Source organism: Amycolatopsis rhabdoformis (genome assembly GCF_035918295.1).
GTDB classification, from domain to species: domain Bacteria; phylum Actinomycetota; class Actinomycetes; order Mycobacteriales; family Pseudonocardiaceae; genus Amycolatopsis; species Amycolatopsis rhabdoformis.
Window position 1 is genome coordinate 3,644,742 of record NZ_CP142149.1, and the last position, 17,231, is coordinate 3,661,972.

20 protein-coding genes are annotated in these 17,231 nt (G+C 73.7%); 9 read left to right on the plus strand and 11 right to left on the minus strand.

Translation table 11 applies throughout. The annotated features are described in order from the left end of the window. The first annotated feature begins 222 nt into the window (after positions 1-222). The 3 genes from VSH64_RS16620 to VSH64_RS16630 all read left to right on the plus strand — a co-directional run bounded on the left by VSH64_RS16620 (position 223) and on the right by VSH64_RS16630 (position 4,614). Entirely contained in the window at positions 223-954 is a 732-nt protein-coding gene (locus VSH64_RS16620; RefSeq protein WP_326836509.1) for an ABC transporter ATP-binding protein, read from the plus strand. Then, positions 954-3,449 (plus strand): ABC transporter permease, encoded by a 2,496-nt coding sequence (locus VSH64_RS16625; RefSeq protein WP_326836510.1) that lies wholly within the window; start codon positions 954-956, stop codon positions 3,447-3,449. The genes VSH64_RS16620 and VSH64_RS16625 overlap by 1 nt, the downstream gene beginning before the upstream one ends. A 328-nt stretch (positions 3,450-3,777) precedes the next feature. Next, positions 3,778-4,614: an alpha/beta fold hydrolase gene (locus VSH64_RS16630; protein WP_326836511.1), complete on the plus strand. Its 837-nt coding sequence runs from the start codon at positions 3,778-3,780 to the stop codon at positions 4,612-4,614. 45 nt (positions 4,615-4,659) lie between these two features. On the opposite strand, the gene VSH64_RS16635 is transcribed toward VSH64_RS16630, so the two are convergent. Next, positions 4,660-5,613 (minus strand): SDR family NAD(P)-dependent oxidoreductase, encoded by a 954-nt coding sequence (locus tag VSH64_RS16635; RefSeq protein WP_326836512.1) that lies wholly within the window; start codon positions 5,611-5,613, stop codon positions 4,660-4,662. Between the two features lie 112 nt (positions 5,614-5,725). Here VSH64_RS16635 and VSH64_RS16640 point away from each other — a divergent pair, with 112 nt between their 5' ends. Then, positions 5,726-6,292 (plus strand): TetR/AcrR family transcriptional regulator, encoded by a 567-nt coding sequence (locus VSH64_RS16640; protein ID WP_326836513.1) that lies wholly within the window; start codon positions 5,726-5,728, stop codon positions 6,290-6,292. 3 nt (positions 6,293-6,295) lie between these two features. On the opposite strand, the gene VSH64_RS16645 is transcribed toward VSH64_RS16640, so the two are convergent. Continuing rightward, a complete protein-coding gene (locus VSH64_RS16645; RefSeq protein ID WP_326836514.1) occupies positions 6,296-7,135 on the minus strand; it encodes an SDR family NAD(P)-dependent oxidoreductase in 840 nt (279 codons plus the stop codon). Between the two features lie 93 nt (positions 7,136-7,228). Here VSH64_RS16645 and VSH64_RS16650 point away from each other — a divergent pair, with 93 nt between their 5' ends. Together VSH64_RS16650 and VSH64_RS16655 are read left to right on the plus strand one after the other, a co-directional pair. Further along, on the plus strand, positions 7,229-7,855 hold the full coding sequence (locus tag VSH64_RS16650) for a TetR/AcrR family transcriptional regulator (protein ID WP_326836515.1): 627 nt from the start codon (positions 7,229-7,231) through the stop codon (positions 7,853-7,855). Between the two features lie 187 nt (positions 7,856-8,042). Beyond that, positions 8,043-8,378: a hypothetical protein gene (locus tag VSH64_RS16655; RefSeq protein WP_326836516.1), complete on the plus strand. Its 336-nt coding sequence runs from the start codon at positions 8,043-8,045 to the stop codon at positions 8,376-8,378. 4 nt (positions 8,379-8,382) lie between these two features. Here VSH64_RS16655 and VSH64_RS16660 read toward each other — a convergent pair whose 3' ends face one another. Genes VSH64_RS16660 through VSH64_RS16675 form a run of 4 tightly spaced genes read right to left on the minus strand, consistent with a single transcriptional unit; the run spans position 8,383 to position 12,424 of the window. Further along, entirely contained in the window at positions 8,383-8,676 is a 294-nt protein-coding gene (locus VSH64_RS16660) for a hypothetical protein (protein ID WP_326836517.1), read from the minus strand. A 37-nt stretch (positions 8,677-8,713) separates the two neighbouring features. After that, complete coding sequence (locus tag VSH64_RS16665) at positions 8,714-9,313, minus strand: Rv1733c family protein (protein WP_326836518.1); 600 nt, start codon at positions 9,311-9,313, stop codon at positions 8,714-8,716. Next, positions 9,310-10,818: a DUF4389 domain-containing protein gene (locus VSH64_RS16670; RefSeq protein WP_326836519.1), complete on the minus strand. Its 1,509-nt coding sequence runs from the start codon at positions 10,816-10,818 to the stop codon at positions 9,310-9,312. Before VSH64_RS16670 ends, VSH64_RS16665 begins: the two co-directional genes overlap by 4 nt. A gap of 13 nt (positions 10,819-10,831) precedes the next feature. Next, positions 10,832-12,424, minus strand: a complete 1,593-nt coding sequence (locus tag VSH64_RS16675) for a GAF domain-containing sensor histidine kinase (protein ID WP_326836520.1) — start codon at positions 12,422-12,424, stop codon at positions 10,832-10,834. 137 nt (positions 12,425-12,561) lie between these two features. Here VSH64_RS16675 and VSH64_RS16680 point away from each other — a divergent pair, with 137 nt between their 5' ends. Beyond that, a complete protein-coding gene (locus tag VSH64_RS16680; RefSeq protein ID WP_326836521.1) occupies positions 12,562-13,395 on the plus strand; it encodes a hypothetical protein in 834 nt (277 codons plus the stop codon). Here VSH64_RS16680 and VSH64_RS16685 read toward each other — a convergent pair whose 3' ends face one another. Beyond that, positions 13,396-14,061, minus strand: coding sequence for a response regulator transcription factor (locus VSH64_RS16685; protein WP_326836522.1), 666 nt, complete (start codon positions 14,059-14,061; stop codon positions 13,396-13,398). Positions 14,062-14,145: 84 nt separating this feature from the next. Between VSH64_RS16685 and VSH64_RS16690 the strand changes: the two genes are divergently transcribed. Next, complete coding sequence (locus VSH64_RS16690; RefSeq protein ID WP_326836523.1) at positions 14,146-14,538, plus strand: hypothetical protein; 393 nt, start codon at positions 14,146-14,148, stop codon at positions 14,536-14,538. 6 nt (positions 14,539-14,544) lie between these two features. On the opposite strand, the gene VSH64_RS16695 is transcribed toward VSH64_RS16690, so the two are convergent. Then, positions 14,545-15,129 (minus strand): hypothetical protein, encoded by a 585-nt coding sequence (locus tag VSH64_RS16695; RefSeq protein WP_326836524.1) that lies wholly within the window; start codon positions 15,127-15,129, stop codon positions 14,545-14,547. A 267-nt stretch (positions 15,130-15,396) separates the two neighbouring features. Between VSH64_RS16695 and VSH64_RS16700 the strand changes: the two genes are divergently transcribed. Then, positions 15,397-15,576, plus strand: a complete 180-nt coding sequence (locus VSH64_RS16700) for a calponin homology domain-containing protein (protein ID WP_326836525.1) — start codon at positions 15,397-15,399, stop codon at positions 15,574-15,576. Positions 15,577-15,584: 8 nt separating this feature from the next. Here VSH64_RS16700 and VSH64_RS16705 read toward each other — a convergent pair whose 3' ends face one another. The 3 genes from VSH64_RS16705 to VSH64_RS16715 form a co-directional block, all read right to left on the minus strand. Then, positions 15,585-16,184, minus strand: a complete 600-nt coding sequence (locus VSH64_RS16705; protein ID WP_326836526.1) for a methylated-DNA--[protein]-cysteine S-methyltransferase — start codon at positions 16,182-16,184, stop codon at positions 15,585-15,587. Then, positions 16,181-16,576 (minus strand): RNA polymerase sigma factor, encoded by a 396-nt coding sequence (locus VSH64_RS16710; RefSeq protein WP_326836527.1) that lies wholly within the window; start codon positions 16,574-16,576, stop codon positions 16,181-16,183. Before VSH64_RS16710 ends, VSH64_RS16705 begins: the two co-directional genes overlap by 4 nt. A 94-nt stretch (positions 16,577-16,670) precedes the next feature. Then, positions 16,671-17,171, minus strand: coding sequence for a methylated-DNA--[protein]-cysteine S-methyltransferase (locus tag VSH64_RS16715; RefSeq protein WP_326836528.1), 501 nt, complete (start codon positions 17,169-17,171; stop codon positions 16,671-16,673). Between the last annotated feature and the right edge of the window lie 60 nt (positions 17,172-17,231).

The following is a 17,231-nucleotide window of genomic DNA, read 5'->3' on the forward strand; positions in this document are numbered from 1 at the left end:
CCGATCTTCCCAGACGCCCGCGCGCGTTCCTGAAGCGTTCTTCAGGGTTCTTCAGCCTCGCTTCAGCGCGGCCCGGCCAAGGTCGTCCGCAGGCGCCGGACACGGCGCCCCGAGGTTCGGGAGAGAGAGCGGATGCGGCCAGACACAGGCGGATCGAACACGGCGGACTCGCGCACCGTCGAATTGAGCACGGCGGGAGTGAACGCACCGGAAACCAGCACAATGGACAGTGCCGTCGCCGCGGGGGTGCGGCAGGTGGTGAAGGTCCACGGTCGCGGCGACACCGCCGTGCGCGCGCTGGACCACGTGTCCCTCGACTTCCCGGCCCGGCGGTTCACCTCCGTGCTCGGCCCGTCGGGCTCGGGCAAGTCCACGCTCCTGCACTGCCTCGCCGGACTGGACACGGTGGACTCCGGCAGCGTGCGGATCGGCCGGAGCGAGCTCACCGGCCTCTCCGACGCGGCGCTCACGCGGCTGCGGCGCGACCACGTGGGGTTCGTGTTCCAGTCGTTCAACCTGCTGCCGACGATGACCGCCGAGGACAACATCCTGCTCGGCCTGCGGCTCGCCGGCCGCAAGCCCGATCCGGCGTGGCTGCGGGTGGTGGTCGACGCGCTGGGTCTGCGCCAGCGCCTGCGCCACCACCCCGGTGAGCTTTCCGGCGGCCAGCAGCAGCGGGTGGCCTGCGCGCGAGCGCTGGTCGGCCGGCCGCAGGTGGTGTTCGCCGACGAGCCCACAGGCAACCTCGACTCGCGCTCCGGCGCCGAGGTGCTCGGCTTCCTGCGCGCGTCGGTGCGCGAACTCGGCCAGACCGTGGTGATGGTGACGCACGATCCCGTGGCCGCCTCCTACACCGACCACGGTGTGCTGCTGGCCGACGGTCGCGTCGCCGCGCACGTGCCCCGCCCGACGGCCGACTCCGTGCTGGCCGCGCTCACCGGTCTGGGGGCGTGATGCTGCGCTTCGTCGCCGCGGGGGTCCGGGCCCGGCCCCTGCGCCTGCTGCTCTCGGCCGTCGCGATCGCCCTCGGCGTGGCGTTCGTGTCCGGTTCGCTGATCCTCGCCGGTGCCGTCGGCGCCGGCCTGCGCGACGCCGTGGCGGTCGACCTGCGCGGGGTCGACGCCGTGGTCAGCCAGACCCACAGCGGCCCCGGCCTCGACGACGCCGCGCTCGCGAAGATCCGCAAGGTGCCCGGGGTCGCCGCGGCCGAGGGCCGGGTCACGGTGAGCGCCCCCTTCCGGGATCCGTCGGGCCACGCCACCGACGCCGCGGCCGGCGCGCTGCCCGCCGACGGCGCGCTGCGGCCGTTCGACCTGGCCGACGGCCGGTTCCCGCAGGCGGCCGGTGAGCTCGCGATGGCGCGGACCACCGCCGAGGGCTTCGCGCTCGGCGACCGCGTGACGCTGTTCGACCAGCAGGGCAAGGAGCACGCGTACACGCTCGTCGGCACGTTCAGCCGGCCCACCGACGCCGGGATCGGCGCCGAGGACCTGGTGCTGACCCCGGAGGGGCTGCGGCAGATCTCGCCGAGCCCGGAGTACGACGGGATCGTGGTGCGGGCGGCGCAGGGGGTCGCCCCGCCACGGCTCGTCGACGACCTCGACCGGGCGGTGGGCGGCCGTGGCATTTCCGTGGTCACCGGCGACCGCGCCGCCGCCGAGCTGCTGAGCACGACCGCGCCCGACTCGGCGGAGCTCACGAAGTTCTTCACCGCGTTCGCCGTGCTGGCGATGATCGTGGCCGCGATGGTGATCGCCAACGCGTTCACGATCCTGGTCGCGCAGCGGGGCCACGAGCTTGCGCTGCTCAGGTGTGTGGGCGCCGGCAAGCGGCAGGTGTTCGGCGCGGTGCTGGCGGAGGCGGCCGCCGTCGGCGTGATCGCTTCGGTCGTGGGCCTGTTCGGCGGCCTCGGGGTGGCCGCCGCGCTGCAGGCGATCACGAGCGCCCCGGGAACGCCGGTGTACGTGCCGTTCACGGCCCGGACCGCGGTGCTCTCCCTGGCCGTCGGCGTGCTGGTGACCGTGCTGGCCGCGGTGCCGCCGGCGCGAGCCGCGACACGGGTGGCGCCGGTGGCGGCGCTGCGGAAACCGGCCGAGGGACGCCAGGCCCGCGCGGGCCGGCCCCGCATGATCGTCGCCGCGGTGCTGCTCGTGGCCGGGATCGGCGCGTCGATCGGGGCGCTCAACGCCGGCACCGAGGACGGCGCGGTGCTCGCCGTCGGCGCGATGGTCGCGGTGCTCGGCGCCCTGCTCGCGCTCGGGCCGCTGCTGGCCGGACCCGTGGTGCGGCTGCTCGGCACGCTCACCGCGCCGGTGCTCGGTGAGCCGGCGAAGCTCGCGGCGCTCAACGCCGACCGCAACCCGCGCCGCACGGCCGCGACCGCCGCCGCGCTCACCATCGGGCTGGCCGTGGTCGCACTCGTGACCACGGTGACCGCGGGCGTCGAAGCCGGCCAGGGCCAAGCGGTGCGTGAGCAGCTGCGGGCCGAGTTCACCGTGACGTCGGTGGTCGGCGGGCAGGGCCTGCCCGCGACCCTGCCGGCCACGCTCGCGAAGGTGCCCGGGGTCGCGGCCACCGCGCCGGTCACCGAATTCAGCGGGGACCTCGGCCCGCTCGGCGCCTACGGCATGACCGCCGTGCGCGGCGACGCGCTCGGCACCCTGCTGCGACCGGTGGTCCTGTCCGGTGCGCTCGACCGGCTCGGCCCCGGCGAGCTCGCGGTGAACCGGCAGCTCTCCGAGGAGACCGGGCTCACGACGGGCGCCACCGTGCGCAGCAAAACCGGTGCGACGCTGCGGGTCGTGGCCGTGTACGACAGCGTCGACGCACCGGGTGCCGACCTCGGCCTCGCGCTCGTCGACCTGGGTGAGCTGCCGAAGATCGCGCTGGCGGACAGCGAACACGACGGCAGCGTGCTGGTGAAACTCGCCGACGGGGCGGACGCCGGCCAGACCGAGGCTGCCCTCGACCGGGCGCTCGCGCCGACTCCGCTGGCGAAGCTCACCACGATCACGGGGCTGGAAGACCAACTGTCGGCACCCCTGCGCGGCACTCTCGACCTGCTGTGGGCGCTGACCGCGCTCGCCGTGCTGATCGCGTTCGCCGGAATCGCCAACACGCTGTCGCTCTCGGTCGTCGAACGCACGCGGGAATCGGCGCTGCTGCGAGCGCTCGGCCTCACCCGGGGCGGCCTGCGGGCCGCACTGGCGGCCGAGTCCGTGTTCGTCGCCGTGTTCGGCGCCGCGTGTGGGCTGCTGCTCGGCGTCGCCTCGGCGTGGCTGATCACGAAGGTGGCGTCGACGGAAGCCGAGCCCGTGCTGTTCACGCTGCCCTGGGTCCGGCTGGCCGTGCTGCCGCTCGCCGCCGTGATCGCCGCCCCGATCGCCGCGGCGCTGCCGGCCCGGCGCGCGGCCCGGGGCTCGCTCACCGCGGCGATGGCCGAGCAGTGAGCACCTTGTCCACTGAGGACGCCCGTTCGTACTCCCCGATCGTGGCCGATCGGGAAGCCGGCCCGGTGAAAAACCACCGGCGTGGCGGATTGCCCTTGTCCGGCAAGCGAATCCCGCCGGCAGACCCGCTGTTCAGCCCCGGGGACACCGCAAGTTCACCGGTCGCGGGACTGCCGCGGGAGCACCGCGCGGGACTACGGTTCTCCTCGGCAGCACCGGTGTCCGCACCTCGTCGTCGGCACACCGGACGCGGCACACCGGAACCGGCACCGCCGCGAGAACCCGCGGCACCGCGGTTTCCTCCCGTTTCGCCACGAAAGGACAGCTCATGCCCCAGTTGACCGTCGGTGAAGAGAACGGCGCACCCGTCGAACTCCACTACGAGGACCGCGGCACCGGCCGCCCGGTCGTGCTGATCCACGGGTGGCCGCTCTCGAGCCGGTCGTGGGAGGCGCAGGTGCCGGCGCTGGTCGAGGACGGCTACCGCGTGATCACCTACGACCGCCGCGGCTTCGGGCAGTCGTCGCAGCCGTGGGAGGGCTACGACTACGACACCTTCGCCGACGACCTCGACAAGCTGCTCGCCGCGCTCGACCTCACCGACGTCACGCTCGTCGGCTTCTCGATGGGCGGCGGCGAGGTCGCGCGCTACGTCGGCCGCTACGGCACCAGCCGGGTCGCGAAGGCCGTGTTCGCCGCGGCCGTGCCGCCGTACCTGTACAAGGACGACGCCCACCCGGACGGCGCCTTCGACCAGGGGGTGCTCACCTCGTTCCACGACGGCATCCGCGCCGACCGCCCCGCGTTCGTGGAAGGGTTCGTCACGAACTTCTTCTCCGTGAAGGGCCGCACCGACCTGGTGAGCCCGTCGGTGCACGCCTACAACACGGCGATCGCGGCGTTCGCCTCGCCGAAGGGCACGCTGGACTGCACCACGGCGTTCACCAAGACCGACTTCCGCGAGGACCTCAAGGCGTTCACCATCCCGACGCTGGTCATCCACGGCGACTCCGACGCGATCGTGCCGTTCGAGGCGAGCGGCAAGCGGACCGCCGAGGCGATCCCGGACAGCCGGCTCGTGCTCGTGGAAGACGCGCCGCACGGCCTCAACGTGACCCACGCGGCCACGTTCAACGCCGAGCTGCTCACGTTCCTGCGCGAGTGACGTCGCGCGCCGGTGTGGTGCGCACGCCACCACACCGGCGCCCGGTCACGCGACCGGAAAACCCGCTTCGGCCAGCAACTCGGCCGACAGCGCCCACAGCCGCAGCGCCTTCGCCGGGTCGAGCGCGTAGTCCGCTACCCCGCGCCGCACGCCCTCGGTGTACGGACCGGCCTCCTGGCTGTCCTCGAAGTACTTCCCGGTCACCCCTTCGACCAGCGGTGACGCGGCGAGCAGCACCGAGGTCGCCGCGCCCTGCGGGATGTCCTTCACCGACACGCCGGTCGCGCCCGACGGGTCGAACGCCGACGGCGGGTTCGCCAGGTGCCGGCTGAGGTTCGTCGACCAGATGCGGCCCGGGTTGAGCGCGTTCACCGCGATCCCGTCGCCCGCCCAGCGCCGTGCGGCTTCCACGGCGAAGAGCACGTTGGCCGTCTTCGACTGGCTGTAGGCCACCCACGGGTCGTACGGCGTGTGGCCGAAGGACACGTCGTCGAAGAGCACCTCGCCGTTCACGTGCCCGACCGAGCTCACCACGACCACCCGCGCGCCTCCCGCCGCGGCGAGCGCGTCGTGCAGGCCGGTCGCGAGCTGGAAGTGGCCGAGGTGATTGGTGGCGAACTGCAGCTCCCAGCCCCGAGCCGTACGCCGCTCGGGGGTCGCCATCACGCCGGCGTTGGCCACGAGGATGTGCAGCGGCCCCTGCCAGGCCGCGGTGAACGCGGCGACCGAGGCCGGGTCGGCCAGGTCGAGCGCGGCCACGTGAACGGCCCGGTTGCCGGTGCTCGCCACGATCTCCGCCGCCGCCCGCTCCCCGGCCGCCGGGTCGCGTACGGCCAGGGTCACCTCCGCGCCCGCGGCCGCCAGCGCCCGGGCCGTCTCCTCGCCGATGCCCGACGCGGCCCCGGTCACGACCGCGCGCCGGCCGGTCAGGTCGACCCCGGCCACGACCTCGGCCGCCGTCGACGTCGCGCCGAAGGGGGTGGTCACTCGCTGCGTCATGGTGCTGTCCTCTCGTCAGTCGGCTACGCTCATATGTGGAGCCGCATCCACTTACTATAAGCGGATGCGGGTCCACTTAATTGCCGGAAGTGACGCGGCGAACAGGAGTTTCGTGACGAACACCGGACGGTCGCTGCGGGCCGACGCGCGGGAGAACCAGGACCGCATCCTCGAGGCCGCGGCGCGCGCGTTTTCCCGCGACGGCGCGGACACCTCGCTCAAGGCCATCGCGAAGGAGGCCGGCGTCGGCATCGCCACGCTGTACCGGCGGTTCCCGGCCCGGGAAGACCTCGTGGAGGCGACCTACCGCAGCGAGACCGAGCGCCTCGCCGCGTCCGCCGCGGACCTGCTCGCCGAGCTGGCACCCGAGGCGGCGCTGCGCGCGTGGATGGACCGGTTCGTGGACTACATGCTCACCAAGAACGGCATGGCCGAAGCGCTGCCCGGCATCCTCGCCGCGCGCGAAGGGCTGCGCGCACACAGCCGCGACCTGCTGCGCGCGGCGATCGATCGCATGCTGACCGCCGCGGCCGAGGCCGGCGCGCTGCGCGCCGACGTGCCGGCCGACGACGTGATGATGGCGATCGGCGGCGTCACGCTCATCGCGGGCCACGAGGATCAGCGCGAACTGGCGGCGCGACTGCTGGACCTCGTCGTGGCCGGCCTGCGCGCCGGCTGAGCATCAGCCGGCCTTCACGGCCACCAGCTCGGCCGAGCGGTCCCACAGCCGGCGCGCGAGATCGTCGTCCTCGGCCTGCGGGTTCACCCGACGCGCGGGCTTGCCGCGTTCGTAGTAGACCCCGGATTCCCACGCCACACCCGGTTCCGTGGTCGCCAGCCGGACCAGGTCGCGCGCGCCCTTTTCGGGGCTCACCAGCGCCAGGCGGCCGAGCGGGTTCGTGTAGACCAGCCGGAAGAAGCTGGAGCTGTCGGCCGCGAAGGCGGTGGCGACGGCGCCGGGGTGGAACGCGGCGGCCGACAGGCCCTGGCCGTGGTAGCGGCGGTGCAGCTCGCGGGTGAACAGGATGTTCTCGAGCTTCGCGGTGCCGTAAGCCTTGTGCGGGGTGAAGGCCGCGTCGTGGTCGAGGTCGTCGAGGCGCAGGTCGCCGAAGAGGCGGGCGCCGGAACTGGAGGTCTGGATCACCGCGGCGCGCGAAGCGAGCAGCTTGTCCATCAGCAGCGTGGTGAGCAGGAACGGCGCCAGGTGGTTCACCTGCAGGGTCTTCTCGAAGCCGTCCACGGTTTTCGCGCGGTCGCCGAAGATGCCGCCGGCGTTGTTGGCGAGCACGTCGATCCGCGGGTAGGCCGCGTCGAGCGCGGCGGCGAGGTCGCGGACCTCGGCGAAGCTCGCGAAGTCGGCGACCTGGTGGTCGGCTCCGAGCTCCTTCGCGACGGCCGCGGTCTTCGCGGGCGAGCGCCCGACCACCACGACCCGGTGGCCGTCGGCGTGCAGACGGCGGGCCGCGGCCGCCCCGATGCCGTCACTGGCACCGGTGATCACGATCGTCTTCGGTTCGGACATGACGCTCCTCGTTGCGTGGGCCACCTGATCGGCACTGTACGCCAAACTTGGCACTCAGTGCCAACTCCGCCGTTGGCTGCTAAAGTGGCGCCGGTGACCGACCACCGCCCCGGCCTGCGCGAACGGACCCGCCGGGCCGTGCGGCAGGACATCACCGAGGCCGCGCAGCGGCTGTTCGTCGAGCACGGCTACGAGCAGACCACGATGGACGACGTCGCCGAGGCCGCGGGCCTGTCCCGGCGCAGCCTGTTCCGCTACTTCCCCACCAAGGAAGACCTGATCGTCGGCAAGTTCGAACTTCTCGCCGAGACGATGGTCGAACTGCTGCGCGAACGCCCGCTCGCCGAACCGGCCTGGACCTCGCTGCGCCGGATCTTCGACCTGCTGGTGCCCTACGTCGACGCGCCCGGCAAGCACGAGGTCGCCGAACCCATGCAGCGCATCGTCTTCTCGACACCCGCGCTGCTCGCGAGCTACCTCGAAAAGCTGCACCGTATGGCGGCGGGAGTCGAGACCGTGTTGCGCGAACGCGCCGAAACCCGCGGCGCCCCTTACGAACCCGGTGACCCGGCGCCGCCCGCGATCGCCGGCGCGGCGTTCTCCTGCCTGCTGGCCGCGCAGCACGCGTGGCTGGCGGGCGGGGCCGGCGAAGACGGTGCGACGTTCGCCGGATGTCTCGACCGCGCGATGGCCGCCCTCGCGCCCGCCGGGACCGCTTGATCCGTACCGGTTTCCCGCACGTCGGCGCGGATTTTCCGGGCCACGGCAGCGGTGTGCGCCCTGTCCGGTGCTGAAATCGTTGCCGGGGAAGGTGTGTCCGGCTCCCGCTTTCCGGCGTGGCGAGCGCGTAAAGTGCGAAGAGCCGCCCGTGCCCCCGGTGGCGAGCCAGCGGAGTGAGGGGCCGCCTGTGTATTCCGTCGATCTGACCGGCATCGCCGAACCGCACCTGAGCACCGTCGCCGCCATCGTGGGCTACGTGCACCAGGGCCGGTTCACCGAGGCCGAGGCACAGCGCATGATCGACCGCGTCCGGGTGGGCCCGGGCGCGGAGCGTCCACAGGGGACGGTCGAGCCCACCACGCCGGAACAGTCGATGCGCGAACAGTCGGCGCAGCAGCAGGCTGCACGGGAACATTCTCGGGAATGGTCTGCGGGGGACCAGTCCACCATGCCGGAGGTGCCCACCGTGCGGGAACCCGATCCCGCACGCCGGAGACGGCTTGGACAGCAGCCGACGCCGTGACCGCTTACCGGCCGGCGGTCGCGATCAGGAAGCGGTAGCCGCCTTCGCGGTCCTCGCGGACGTCGAGCACGTTCTCCGTGAGCCCCTCCCTGGCCTCGCGCGAGAGGAACAGCTGCGTGTCGTCGCAGACGACCACGTCGTCGCCCGCGCCGGGGCAGGGCGCCGCCTCGACCTCGACCGCCGCGCCGGCGCAGGGTTCGCCGTCGAACCGCAGGCGGAACCCGCCGCGGCGGCCGACGTGGTGGGCCTCGGTGAGCCGGTCGATCGCCGCGCTCGCCGATCGGGTCATGGTCAGCATGTGGTCCCGCCTCTCGTTGCCTTGTCGCCCGGTCCGCTCAGGACCGGGTCCTGCGGTCCAGCTCCAGCGTCCACTCCTCGTGCCAGCGCTTGAGCCGCCGGCGGTCGAGCACGAAGGCGAGCGCCGCGTAGAGCAGGCTGAGCACCGCGCAGAACCCCGCCCACGCCCCGAATCCCGACATCGCTCCCTCGACCGGAGCCGTGCGCGCGTCGAGCGGCGGCGGCACCGGGTTGCCGGCGCGATCGAGCCACACCTCCACCGGGTCGCCGGCCTTGCTCAGCGGTTCGGCGTCGACCTGCGCGACGCGGAACCCGCCGCCGGGCAGCCGCCACCGGGCGTCGCGCGGCTCCGGCCCGCCGGGCACGCCGTCCGGACCGACGGCCCGCTGCGGCGGCCCGTCGACGAGCAGCGTCGCCTCCACGCGGTGCCGGCTCGCCGCTTCCTCGGCGGCCTGCTTCCCGCGCTGCGCCGCGATGTCCGAGCCGAACACGCCGGCGACCGGCACCGCCAGCAGCGCCAGCACCAGGAACACGGCCACCACCACCGCCTGCACCCGGTCCGACGGCCGGACCACCACACCACCCCGGGGAACCAGGGCGTGCCCCATCCGGGCGAACCAGTCGGCCGAGCGGTTCACGGTGCTCGCCCGCCTTCACCGGCCGGCCGGTGCGCCGCCGCGGCACGGGCCGCGAGCCAGACGCAGGTGACCCCGCCGACGAGGAACACGACCCCGACCACGATCAGCAGCACCGACAGCCAGCCGATCGCCGGCACGGTCGCGGCGGCTTCGGCGTCCACGGCGACGCCGCGCGAGCCGTCGGAGTTCATCACCACCACGGTCCAGTCACCGTCGCGCACCGGCCACGCCACCGACTGCGTGCCCGGGCCCGACGCCTGGTCGGTCCAGATCCCCGCCTGCTGCGGCAGCGTGGCGAGCGCGCCGCCCGGGTTGTCCACCCCGGCCGCGCGGCGGTCGCCGAAATCGGTCACGGTCGTGTGCTCGACGCCGGCGAGGTAGCGCGCCGCGCTCGCGGCCGGCGCGATGCCGACGAACACGGCCTGCGCGGGATCGACCGCCGTCGCGCGGATCCGCGTGTCGCCCACGATCGCCGCGAGGTCCGGGCCACCGGTGCCCAGGCCGTGCAGCTGCACGGGGTCGCTGGCGAGCGCGTACCCGGAGGTGGTGAACGGGGCCGAGCCGGAGAAGAAGCCGTCGGCGTCTCGCTGGGTCCGGTCGGCCCACATCAGCGCGCCGCCGCCGGAGATCAGCCCGGTCGAGATCAGCACGAGCACCGCGCCGCACACCGCCGCCGCGATCCGGCCCCCGGACCAGCCCGACGGCGACGGGTCCGGCGGCGGGGCGACCAGCGGTGCGGTGGCCGGCTCGGTGCCGGGTTCCGTCGTCGATGTCGTCGTCGATGACGGTGTCGATGTCGCCTGCGGCCGCGGTTGCGTCCACGGCCCGGGCTCCGGTGCCGGCCCACTCGGTTCGCTGCCGCCCAGGTCGAGCCGGAACGGCGGGTACCGGTCGGTCAGCAGCGACACGTACGCGGCCACCCGCAGCACCCAGCGGTCGAGACCGAGCACGAAGTCGAACAGCGGGCGCGGGTACTTTCCGGTGAACAGCAGCACGATCGCGGCGATCAGCACCAGGATCCCGATGAGACCGCCGGCGGCCCAGGTGAAGTCGAAGCGGCTCGAGCGCGTGAACAGCCACGTGCCGCCGCCGACGAACAGCCCCACGATGATGAGCTGCGGCAGGGCCAGCAGCCACCACTTCACGAGCACGAGCCCGCGGGAGAGCCGCGGTGGGTAGTCCACCTGCAACCGCGCCGGGTACTCGGGCACGTCGCCGAAGGTGAAGGGCGGGTACCGATCCGTGCCGAGCGCGGCGTAGGAGTAGTACTGCACCCGGAAACTCCACCGCAGCACACCCACGGTGAACTCGAACAGCGAACGCGGGTAGCGGCCGGTCACGAGGATCGCGAAGAACGCCGCGATCCCCACGAACGGATAGGCGAACCACAACACCGCCAGGATGAGGTGGTGCGGCAGGGCCAGCAGCCACTTCACCAGCCACAACCAGCGCGACAACGGCTCGTCCAGCCGAGCCTCGACGCGGACCGGGTAACTCGGGTTCACGGTCGCACCTCCTTCACCTCGGCCACGCTCGAGGCCATGCCTGCCGGCGGTCCTCAATGGACCGTCGGGAGTCGCCGGGCGCCCGGGTCGGCTCGCCGCGCACGGGCACCGTCCACACGAGACGGGTGCCACCGGCTCGTGGGCACTCCACGCGGAAACTGCCGCCGGATTCCGCGGCCCGTTCCTCGAGGTTCCGCAGGCCGCTGCGGGCCACGCCCGGCGGCAGGCCCACGCCGGTGTCGGTCACCTCGACGACCAGGGCCTCGCCGAAGGTCACGGTGACCGCGAGCTCGGTGGCCCGGGAATGGCGCAGCACGTTGCTCACGGCTTCGCGGACCACGGCTTCGGCGTGCTCGGCGAGGACCGGTGGCACGCGGTCGAGCGGGCCGGACATCCGCACGCTGGTGCGGATCGCCGAATCGCCCGTGGTGTCGGTGATCGCGTGCTGCAGGCTCGCGCGCAGACCGCGGCCGCGCCCCGGCGCCGTGTGCAGCTCGAAGATCGCGCTGCGGATCTCCTCGATCACCTCTTGCAGCTGGTCGACGTGCCGCCCGAGCCGCGCGGCGACGGCCGGGGTGCCGGCGTGGCGCAGCGTGTCGCGCATCTGCAGGCCGACCGCGAACAGCCGCTGCACCACGTGGTCGTGCAGGTCGCGCGCGATCCGGTCGCGGTCCACCACCACGTCGAGCTCGCGGCGCGCCGCCTGGTTCTCGGCGTCGCGCAGCGCGAGCGAAGCCTGGTCGGCGAACGCGGACACGATCTGCAGCTCCTGCTCGGCGAAGCGCGCGGCGCCGGGCGCGCGCACGGCCAGCAGGACCCCGGCCGTCGACTCGCCGCTTCGCAGCAGCACCACGAGCGCGGGCCCGAGGTCCACGCGCGGGCCGTCGGCCAGATCGACCGCGAGGCCGGACACGCTGCGCGGCACGTGGTCGCGCAGCACCGCGCCCGAGGTCGATCCGGCGACCGGGATGCGGCGACCGGTGAGCGCGTCGGCGTCGGGGCCTTCGCAGACGGTGACCACGAGCGAGCCGGCCGTGTCGGGCACGGCGATCACCGCGTCGACGGCACCGGTGAGGCCGGCCGCGCGGCTCGCGACGAGCCGCAGCACCTCACTGATCTCGGTGCCGCCGAGCAGTGCGGCGGAGATCTCCCCGGTGGCTTCGAGCCAGCGCTGCCGGCTGCGGCTCTCCTCGTACAGGCGGGCGTTGTCCACGGCGATGCCGGCCGCGGCGGCGAGCGCGGCGAGGGCTTGTTCGTCGGCCTCGGTGAACCCGCCGCCGCTGCGCTTGCCGGTGAGGTAGAGGCGCCCGAGCAGCGTGCCGCGGGCCCGCAGCGCGACGGCCAGCGACGAGCGGCCGGCTGTGCTCGCGTGGTCGAGGTGGTCGAGCTCCGTCACGACGAAGCCGGTCGTGGTCCCGTCGGCGTCGAGCAGTGCGAGCGCGCCGTACCGCGCGTCGACGAGGTCGGCCGCGGTCGCGACGACGCGGCGCAGCGTGCCGTCGAGCTCCAGGCCCGCCGACAGTCCGAGCACGGCCGTGAGCAGCGCGTCCAGCCGGTCGCGGGGCCCGGCCGGAAGTGTCGCGGATTCCCGGTCGACGTCCGGCATCCCGTCACTGTGGCACACGGATCCGGGCCCGGGGTCACCCGTGAACGGCGACCTTGGACCCGCCGGGCGGGACGTTCGGCACTAGGCCGCGCCCCGCCCGCGGGCGCAACGTGGGACTCGGGGCACGGAGGTGAGCCATGAGGCCCGGAGTCCTGCCCGTCGGACGGTTGAGCGCACGCCAGGTCCGGTCGGTGCTCCTCACCGCGACGACCCCGCCACCCCTGCACGACGCCAGGCCGTGGCGGTTCCGCTGCACGCCGTCCTCGATCGAGCTGTACGCGGGCCCGTGCGCGGGCACGCGGCGCGCGCAGCTCCTCGACTGCGGCGCGGCGCTGCTCAACCTCCGGCTCGCGGTGAAGGCCCAGGGCTGCCACCCCGATGTGCGGCTGCTGCCCGCGCCCGGGCGCCCCGATCTGCTGGCGGTGGTGCGCCCGCGCGGGCTCGAGCCGGTGACCCCGATCGACCGGCGGCTGGTCGAGGCCATCCGCCTGCGCCGCGGCAACCACGGTCCGTTCACCGCGGCCCTGGTGCCCACCGCGGTGCAACGCGAACTGCGCAAGGCCGCCGAGCTCGAACGCGCGTGGCTCGCCACCGTCGGCGACCCACAGCTGCCGCGCCTGTGCGAAATCATGTTCGGCGCCGAGGCCGCGCCCGCGTTCGACCCCCTGCCCGAACGGCTGCTGGTCGCCGTCGGTTCCCTGCACGACACTCCCCTGGCCCACCTGCAGGCCGGCCAGGCCGTGCAACGCGTGCTGCTCACCGCGGCCGTCGCCGGGCTGTCGGCCGCGCACTGGTCCGACACCCTCACGCCCCCGCGCCGTCGCGCCCTGCGCCGGCTCCTGGGCGGGGGCATCTGGCCCCACGTGCTGCTGCGCCTCGGCCACGGCGCCCCGTTGCCGCTGCGGTCGCACGCGGAGCTCGACGACGTGGTGACCAGTGAAGAACGACCGTTCTCACACGGCTGGCCGTGATCACCCGCCGGCGCGGCGCTCCTCGTCGTGCAGCGCCGTGACGAGCACCGCCGCCTGCGTGCGGCGTTCCATGCCGAGCTTCGCGAGCAGCCGGGAAACGTAGTTCTTCACCGTTTTCTCCGCGAGGAACATGCGCTCGGCGATCTGGCGGTTGGTGAGCCCTTCGCCGATGAGGTCCAGCAGCACGCGTTCCTGCTCGGTGAGCGTGGCCAGCGGGCCGGGCCCGCGGGTGCTTTCGCGCAGCTTCGTCATCAGTGCGGCGACCGCGCGTTCGTCGAGCAGGCTGTGGCCCGCCGCCACGCGCCGCACGGCGTCGACGAGCTGAAGTCCTTTGATGTCCTTGATGACGTACCCGTCGGCGCCGGCGAGCACCGCGTCGACCATCGAGCGCTCGTCGGTGAACGACGTGAGCATCAGGCAGCGCAGGCCGGGCAACGAAGCCCGTAGGTCGCGGCAGAGCCGCACGCCGTCGCCGTCGGGGAGGCGGACGTCGAGCACCGCCACATCCGGGCGCACGGCGGGAATCCGGGCCAGGGCCTCGGCGACCGAGGCGGCCTGGCCCGCCACCGTGAGGTCTTCCTCGTCCTCCACCAGCTCGGCCACCCCGCGGCGCACCAGCTCGTGGTCGTCGACCAGGAACACCGAAATGACCCGCGGTCCGTCCACGAACGCGACATTACGCCCCGCCCGGCCGGTTAGACTCCGGTCAGAAGTGGACCCCAGCCCCCGGCCACCCCAGGAGGTGCGGGGATGTCGGTGGAGGACGAGCCGAAGACGGACCGGCCGCGAACGCCGTCGCGGCCCGCGGTTTCGCGCGTGCGCACGCTGCTGAGCGCGGGGCTCGTGACCGTCGAGGTTTCCGGCCCGCTCACGGCGGCGGGCGACGCGGTGCTCACCGAACAGCTCGCCGCGGCGCTGGCCCTGCGAGCCGCCGCCGTGGTGGTGGACCTGACCGCGTGCACCGCGCTCGGTCCGGGCACCGCGGCCGCGCTCGCCGGTGACCGATTCCGCGTGCGCGCCGGAAACCCCGATGTGACAACCGCTCTCGCCCAGGCCGGTGTCGCCTGTGAAGCCCCCGACGACTCCACGGAAACACCGGCGCGAGGTCCGGCGATCGTCATCCGGTCCGGCGCGGCACGCTGAACCCGTTCAGGCGCGCCGATGCCGCCCGACGTGAAAAACCCGCCACGGCAGGGAACGCGGCCGTTTTCCGGCCGAATGCCGGTGGCGGCCCGGCCCCGTCTCGACCACGTCCGTGACCGCGACGAGCCGGCTCGACCCGGGTTCCGGGGTCTCGGTGTCCGCCGCCGACGCGGTGTCCACCATCACCACTGTCTCCTCATCCGCCTCGGCGCCCACGTTCGACGCGGTGCTCACCTTCGACGCAGTGGTCACGTTCGACGCGGTTTCCACCTCTGCCGCGGTGTCCACATCAGACACCCTGTCCAGACTCGATGCCGCGTTTTCCTCCGCCACCGCCGCACCGTCGGCGCGCTCCTGCGCGACCACTCCGGTGCGGATCGTGACCTGATCGGGCCCGTCTTCGTCGCGGGCGAGGTACGCGAGGCGCCGCCCCGCGGCGAACCCCGTCGTTTCCGTCTCGAGTCCGTTCGTCATGCGCCTCCACCCTTCGCCGGCCTCCGGACCGCATTGCCACTGCTCCACCGGGTCCGGGGCGGGTTCCAGCCTCAATTCGCAATGTACCTCATGTTTTCCGTTTTCCCCGTGGTTCACCCGAACAGTCGCACCGTCCTCAGTGGATCTTCGAAATCACGGGTCCCGGCGGCGCGCGTTCGGTGCGGTCCGCGCGAACGAATCGACTCGATGCCTGCGAGACGGCGAGATCCACAGTGGACCGAACCAGGGTGGGAACGGTGCCGAGAGCCGGTTTCCCGCCGTCGGTCGCGGCGGGGTGGCCACTTTCCGCGATATGCTGGGTGATCCCCGCCGGCTGCGAGAGCGGAGGAACCGATGCACCACAGCCATCCTGGGCAGGCGGGCGTGAACCGCCCGACCGTGCCCACCGTCGACGCCCTGCACACCCAGGCCCTGCCGCCCGAACAGCGCCGCCACGTGGTGCGGCTGGTCGCCTCGGTGGCCGAAGACGTGGAGGACTGCGCACTGCTGCTCGCCGTGCTCGGCCTCGACGCGGCCGACGGGCTCACCGACGACCGCCGCTGAAGGCCGCCTCAGACTCGCGTTTCCAGGGCCAGCAGCGCCCGCTTCGCGTCCTCGCCGCCGCGGTAGTGACCGGAGCTGCCGTCCGCGCGCACCACGCGGTGGCACGGCACCACCAGCGGCACCGGGTTGCGCGCGCAGGCCGTGCCGACCGCGCGCACGGCCCGGGGACTGCCGGCCGCGGCCGCGACCTCGGAGTAGCTGCGCGTGCCGCCGTACGGGATCTCGCCCAGGTGGCGCAGCACTTCCCGGCGGAAGCCGTGCGCCAGCCGCAGGTCCACGGCGACGTCGAACGTGTGGCGCCGGCCGGTGAAGTACTCGTCGAGCTCGCGGGCCGCCGGGTCGAGCCGGGCGGGCGCGGCGAGCACGCGCGGGCTGATGTCCGCGGCCAGCTCGGCCAGCACCGCGTCGTGGTCCTCCAGCGAGAACGCGACCCGCACGAGCCCGGCGCCGGTCGCGGCCAGCAGCAGGGGGCCCAGCGGCGAGTCGATCGTGCGGTAGCCGACGTCGAGCAGGCCTTCGCGCTCGGCCGCGGCCACGAGCCGGGCCCGCAGACGCGCCTGCGCCGCTTCGTCGGCCACCGGCAACGCGGCGAACAGATCGCTGGTCATGGCGCTGCTCCTTCCAGCTCGCCCCGCCGCGAAGCCGCGCGCAGGGCCTTCACCCCGTCGGCGGCGGCCCGGCGGGCGGCGGCCGCGGTGCCCCCGGTGACGGCCGCGACCTCTTCGTACGGAAACCCACCGAGGTAGTGGTAGGCGACGGCCGCGCGCTGCTTGTCCGGCAACGCGGCGAGCGCGTCCCACAGGTCGCCGTGCCAGTCGTCCGGCCGCCCGGTGCGGCTGGGCTCCTCGGGCGGGTGGGCCACCGGCACGGCGTGCCGCGCACGGGCGCGGGTCACGTCCACGGCCTTGCGGTGGGCGATCGTGACCAGCCACGCCGCCACGTTCGCGTCGGCCGGCAGGTCGGGGTAGGCCCTGAGCGCGGCGAGGAACGTCCGGACCACGCGTCCTCGGCGTCGTGCGGGCCCACGACGGCGCGGCAGACCCGCAGGACCATGGCCCCGTGGTCCGCCACGACCTCGTCGAACGGGCGCGGGCTCAGAACAGCCTGCCGTCGTCCTCGGCGGGTGGTTCCTCCAGGCTCAGCAGGAACCGCTTGCGGTCCACGCCACCCGCGTACCCGGTGAGCCCGCCGCTCGCGCCGACCACGCGGTGGCACGGCACGACGATGCTGATCGGGTTCCAGCCGTTCGCGTTGCCCACGGCCTGCGCGGCACCCGGATCACCCAGCTCGGCGGCGAGCTCGCCGTACGTGCGCTTCTCGCCGTACGGGATCTTCGTGAGCAGGTCCCACACCTTGCGCTCGAAGCCGGAGCCGCGGGGCGCCAGCTCGAGGTCGAACTCCCGCCGCTCGCCCGCGAAGTACTCCCCCAGCTGCCGGATCGCTTCGGTGAACCCCTCGTCCGAGCGAGGCCCCAGCCCCGCCAGGCGCGGTTCGCGCTTGTGGCCCTCGAAGTAGAGCCCCACGAGCGCCGTGCCGTCGGCGACCAGCGTGAGGTCGCCGACCGGCGACGCGGTGATCGTGTGCCGAACGCCCATGTCCCCTGTTCCCTTCTCGTCGTCTCTCACCCGGTAGACGCGCGGGCGCACCGAAACGTG

Bases quoted from the DNA above. Each gene is read 5' to 3' on its own strand.
- VSH64_RS16635 (WP_326836512.1), bottom strand. From the start codon at position 5,613: ATGACGCAGCGAGTGACCACCCCCTTCGGCGCGACGTCGACGGCGGCC.
- VSH64_RS16675 (WP_326836520.1), bottom strand. From the start codon at position 12,424: ATGCCGGACGTCGACCGGGAATCCGCGACACTTCCGGCCGGGCCCCGC.
- VSH64_RS16705 (WP_326836526.1), bottom strand. From the start codon at position 16,184: ATGACCAGCGATCTGTTCGCCGCGTTGCCGGTGGCCGACGAAGCGGCG.
- VSH64_RS16630 (WP_326836511.1), top strand. From the start codon at position 3,778: ATGCCCCAGTTGACCGTCGGTGAAGAGAACGGCGCACCCGTCGAACTC.
- VSH64_RS16625 (WP_326836510.1), top strand. From the start codon at position 954: ATGCTGCGCTTCGTCGCCGCGGGGGTCCGGGCCCGGCCCCTGCGCCTG.
- VSH64_RS16690 (WP_326836523.1), top strand. From the start codon at position 14,146: ATGTCGGTGGAGGACGAGCCGAAGACGGACCGGCCGCGAACGCCGTCG.
- VSH64_RS16715 (WP_326836528.1), bottom strand. From the start codon at position 17,171: ATGGGCGTTCGGCACACGATCACCGCGTCGCCGGTCGGCGACCTCACG.
- VSH64_RS16645 (WP_326836514.1), bottom strand. From the start codon at position 7,135: ATGTCCGAACCGAAGACGATCGTGATCACCGGTGCCAGTGACGGCATC.
- VSH64_RS16680 (WP_326836521.1), top strand. From the start codon at position 12,562: ATGAGGCCCGGAGTCCTGCCCGTCGGACGGTTGAGCGCACGCCAGGTC.
- VSH64_RS16660 (WP_326836517.1), bottom strand. From the start codon at position 8,676: ATGCTGACCATGACCCGATCGGCGAGCGCGGCGATCGACCGGCTCACC.
- VSH64_RS16620 (WP_326836509.1), top strand. From the start codon at position 223: ATGGACAGTGCCGTCGCCGCGGGGGTGCGGCAGGTGGTGAAGGTCCAC.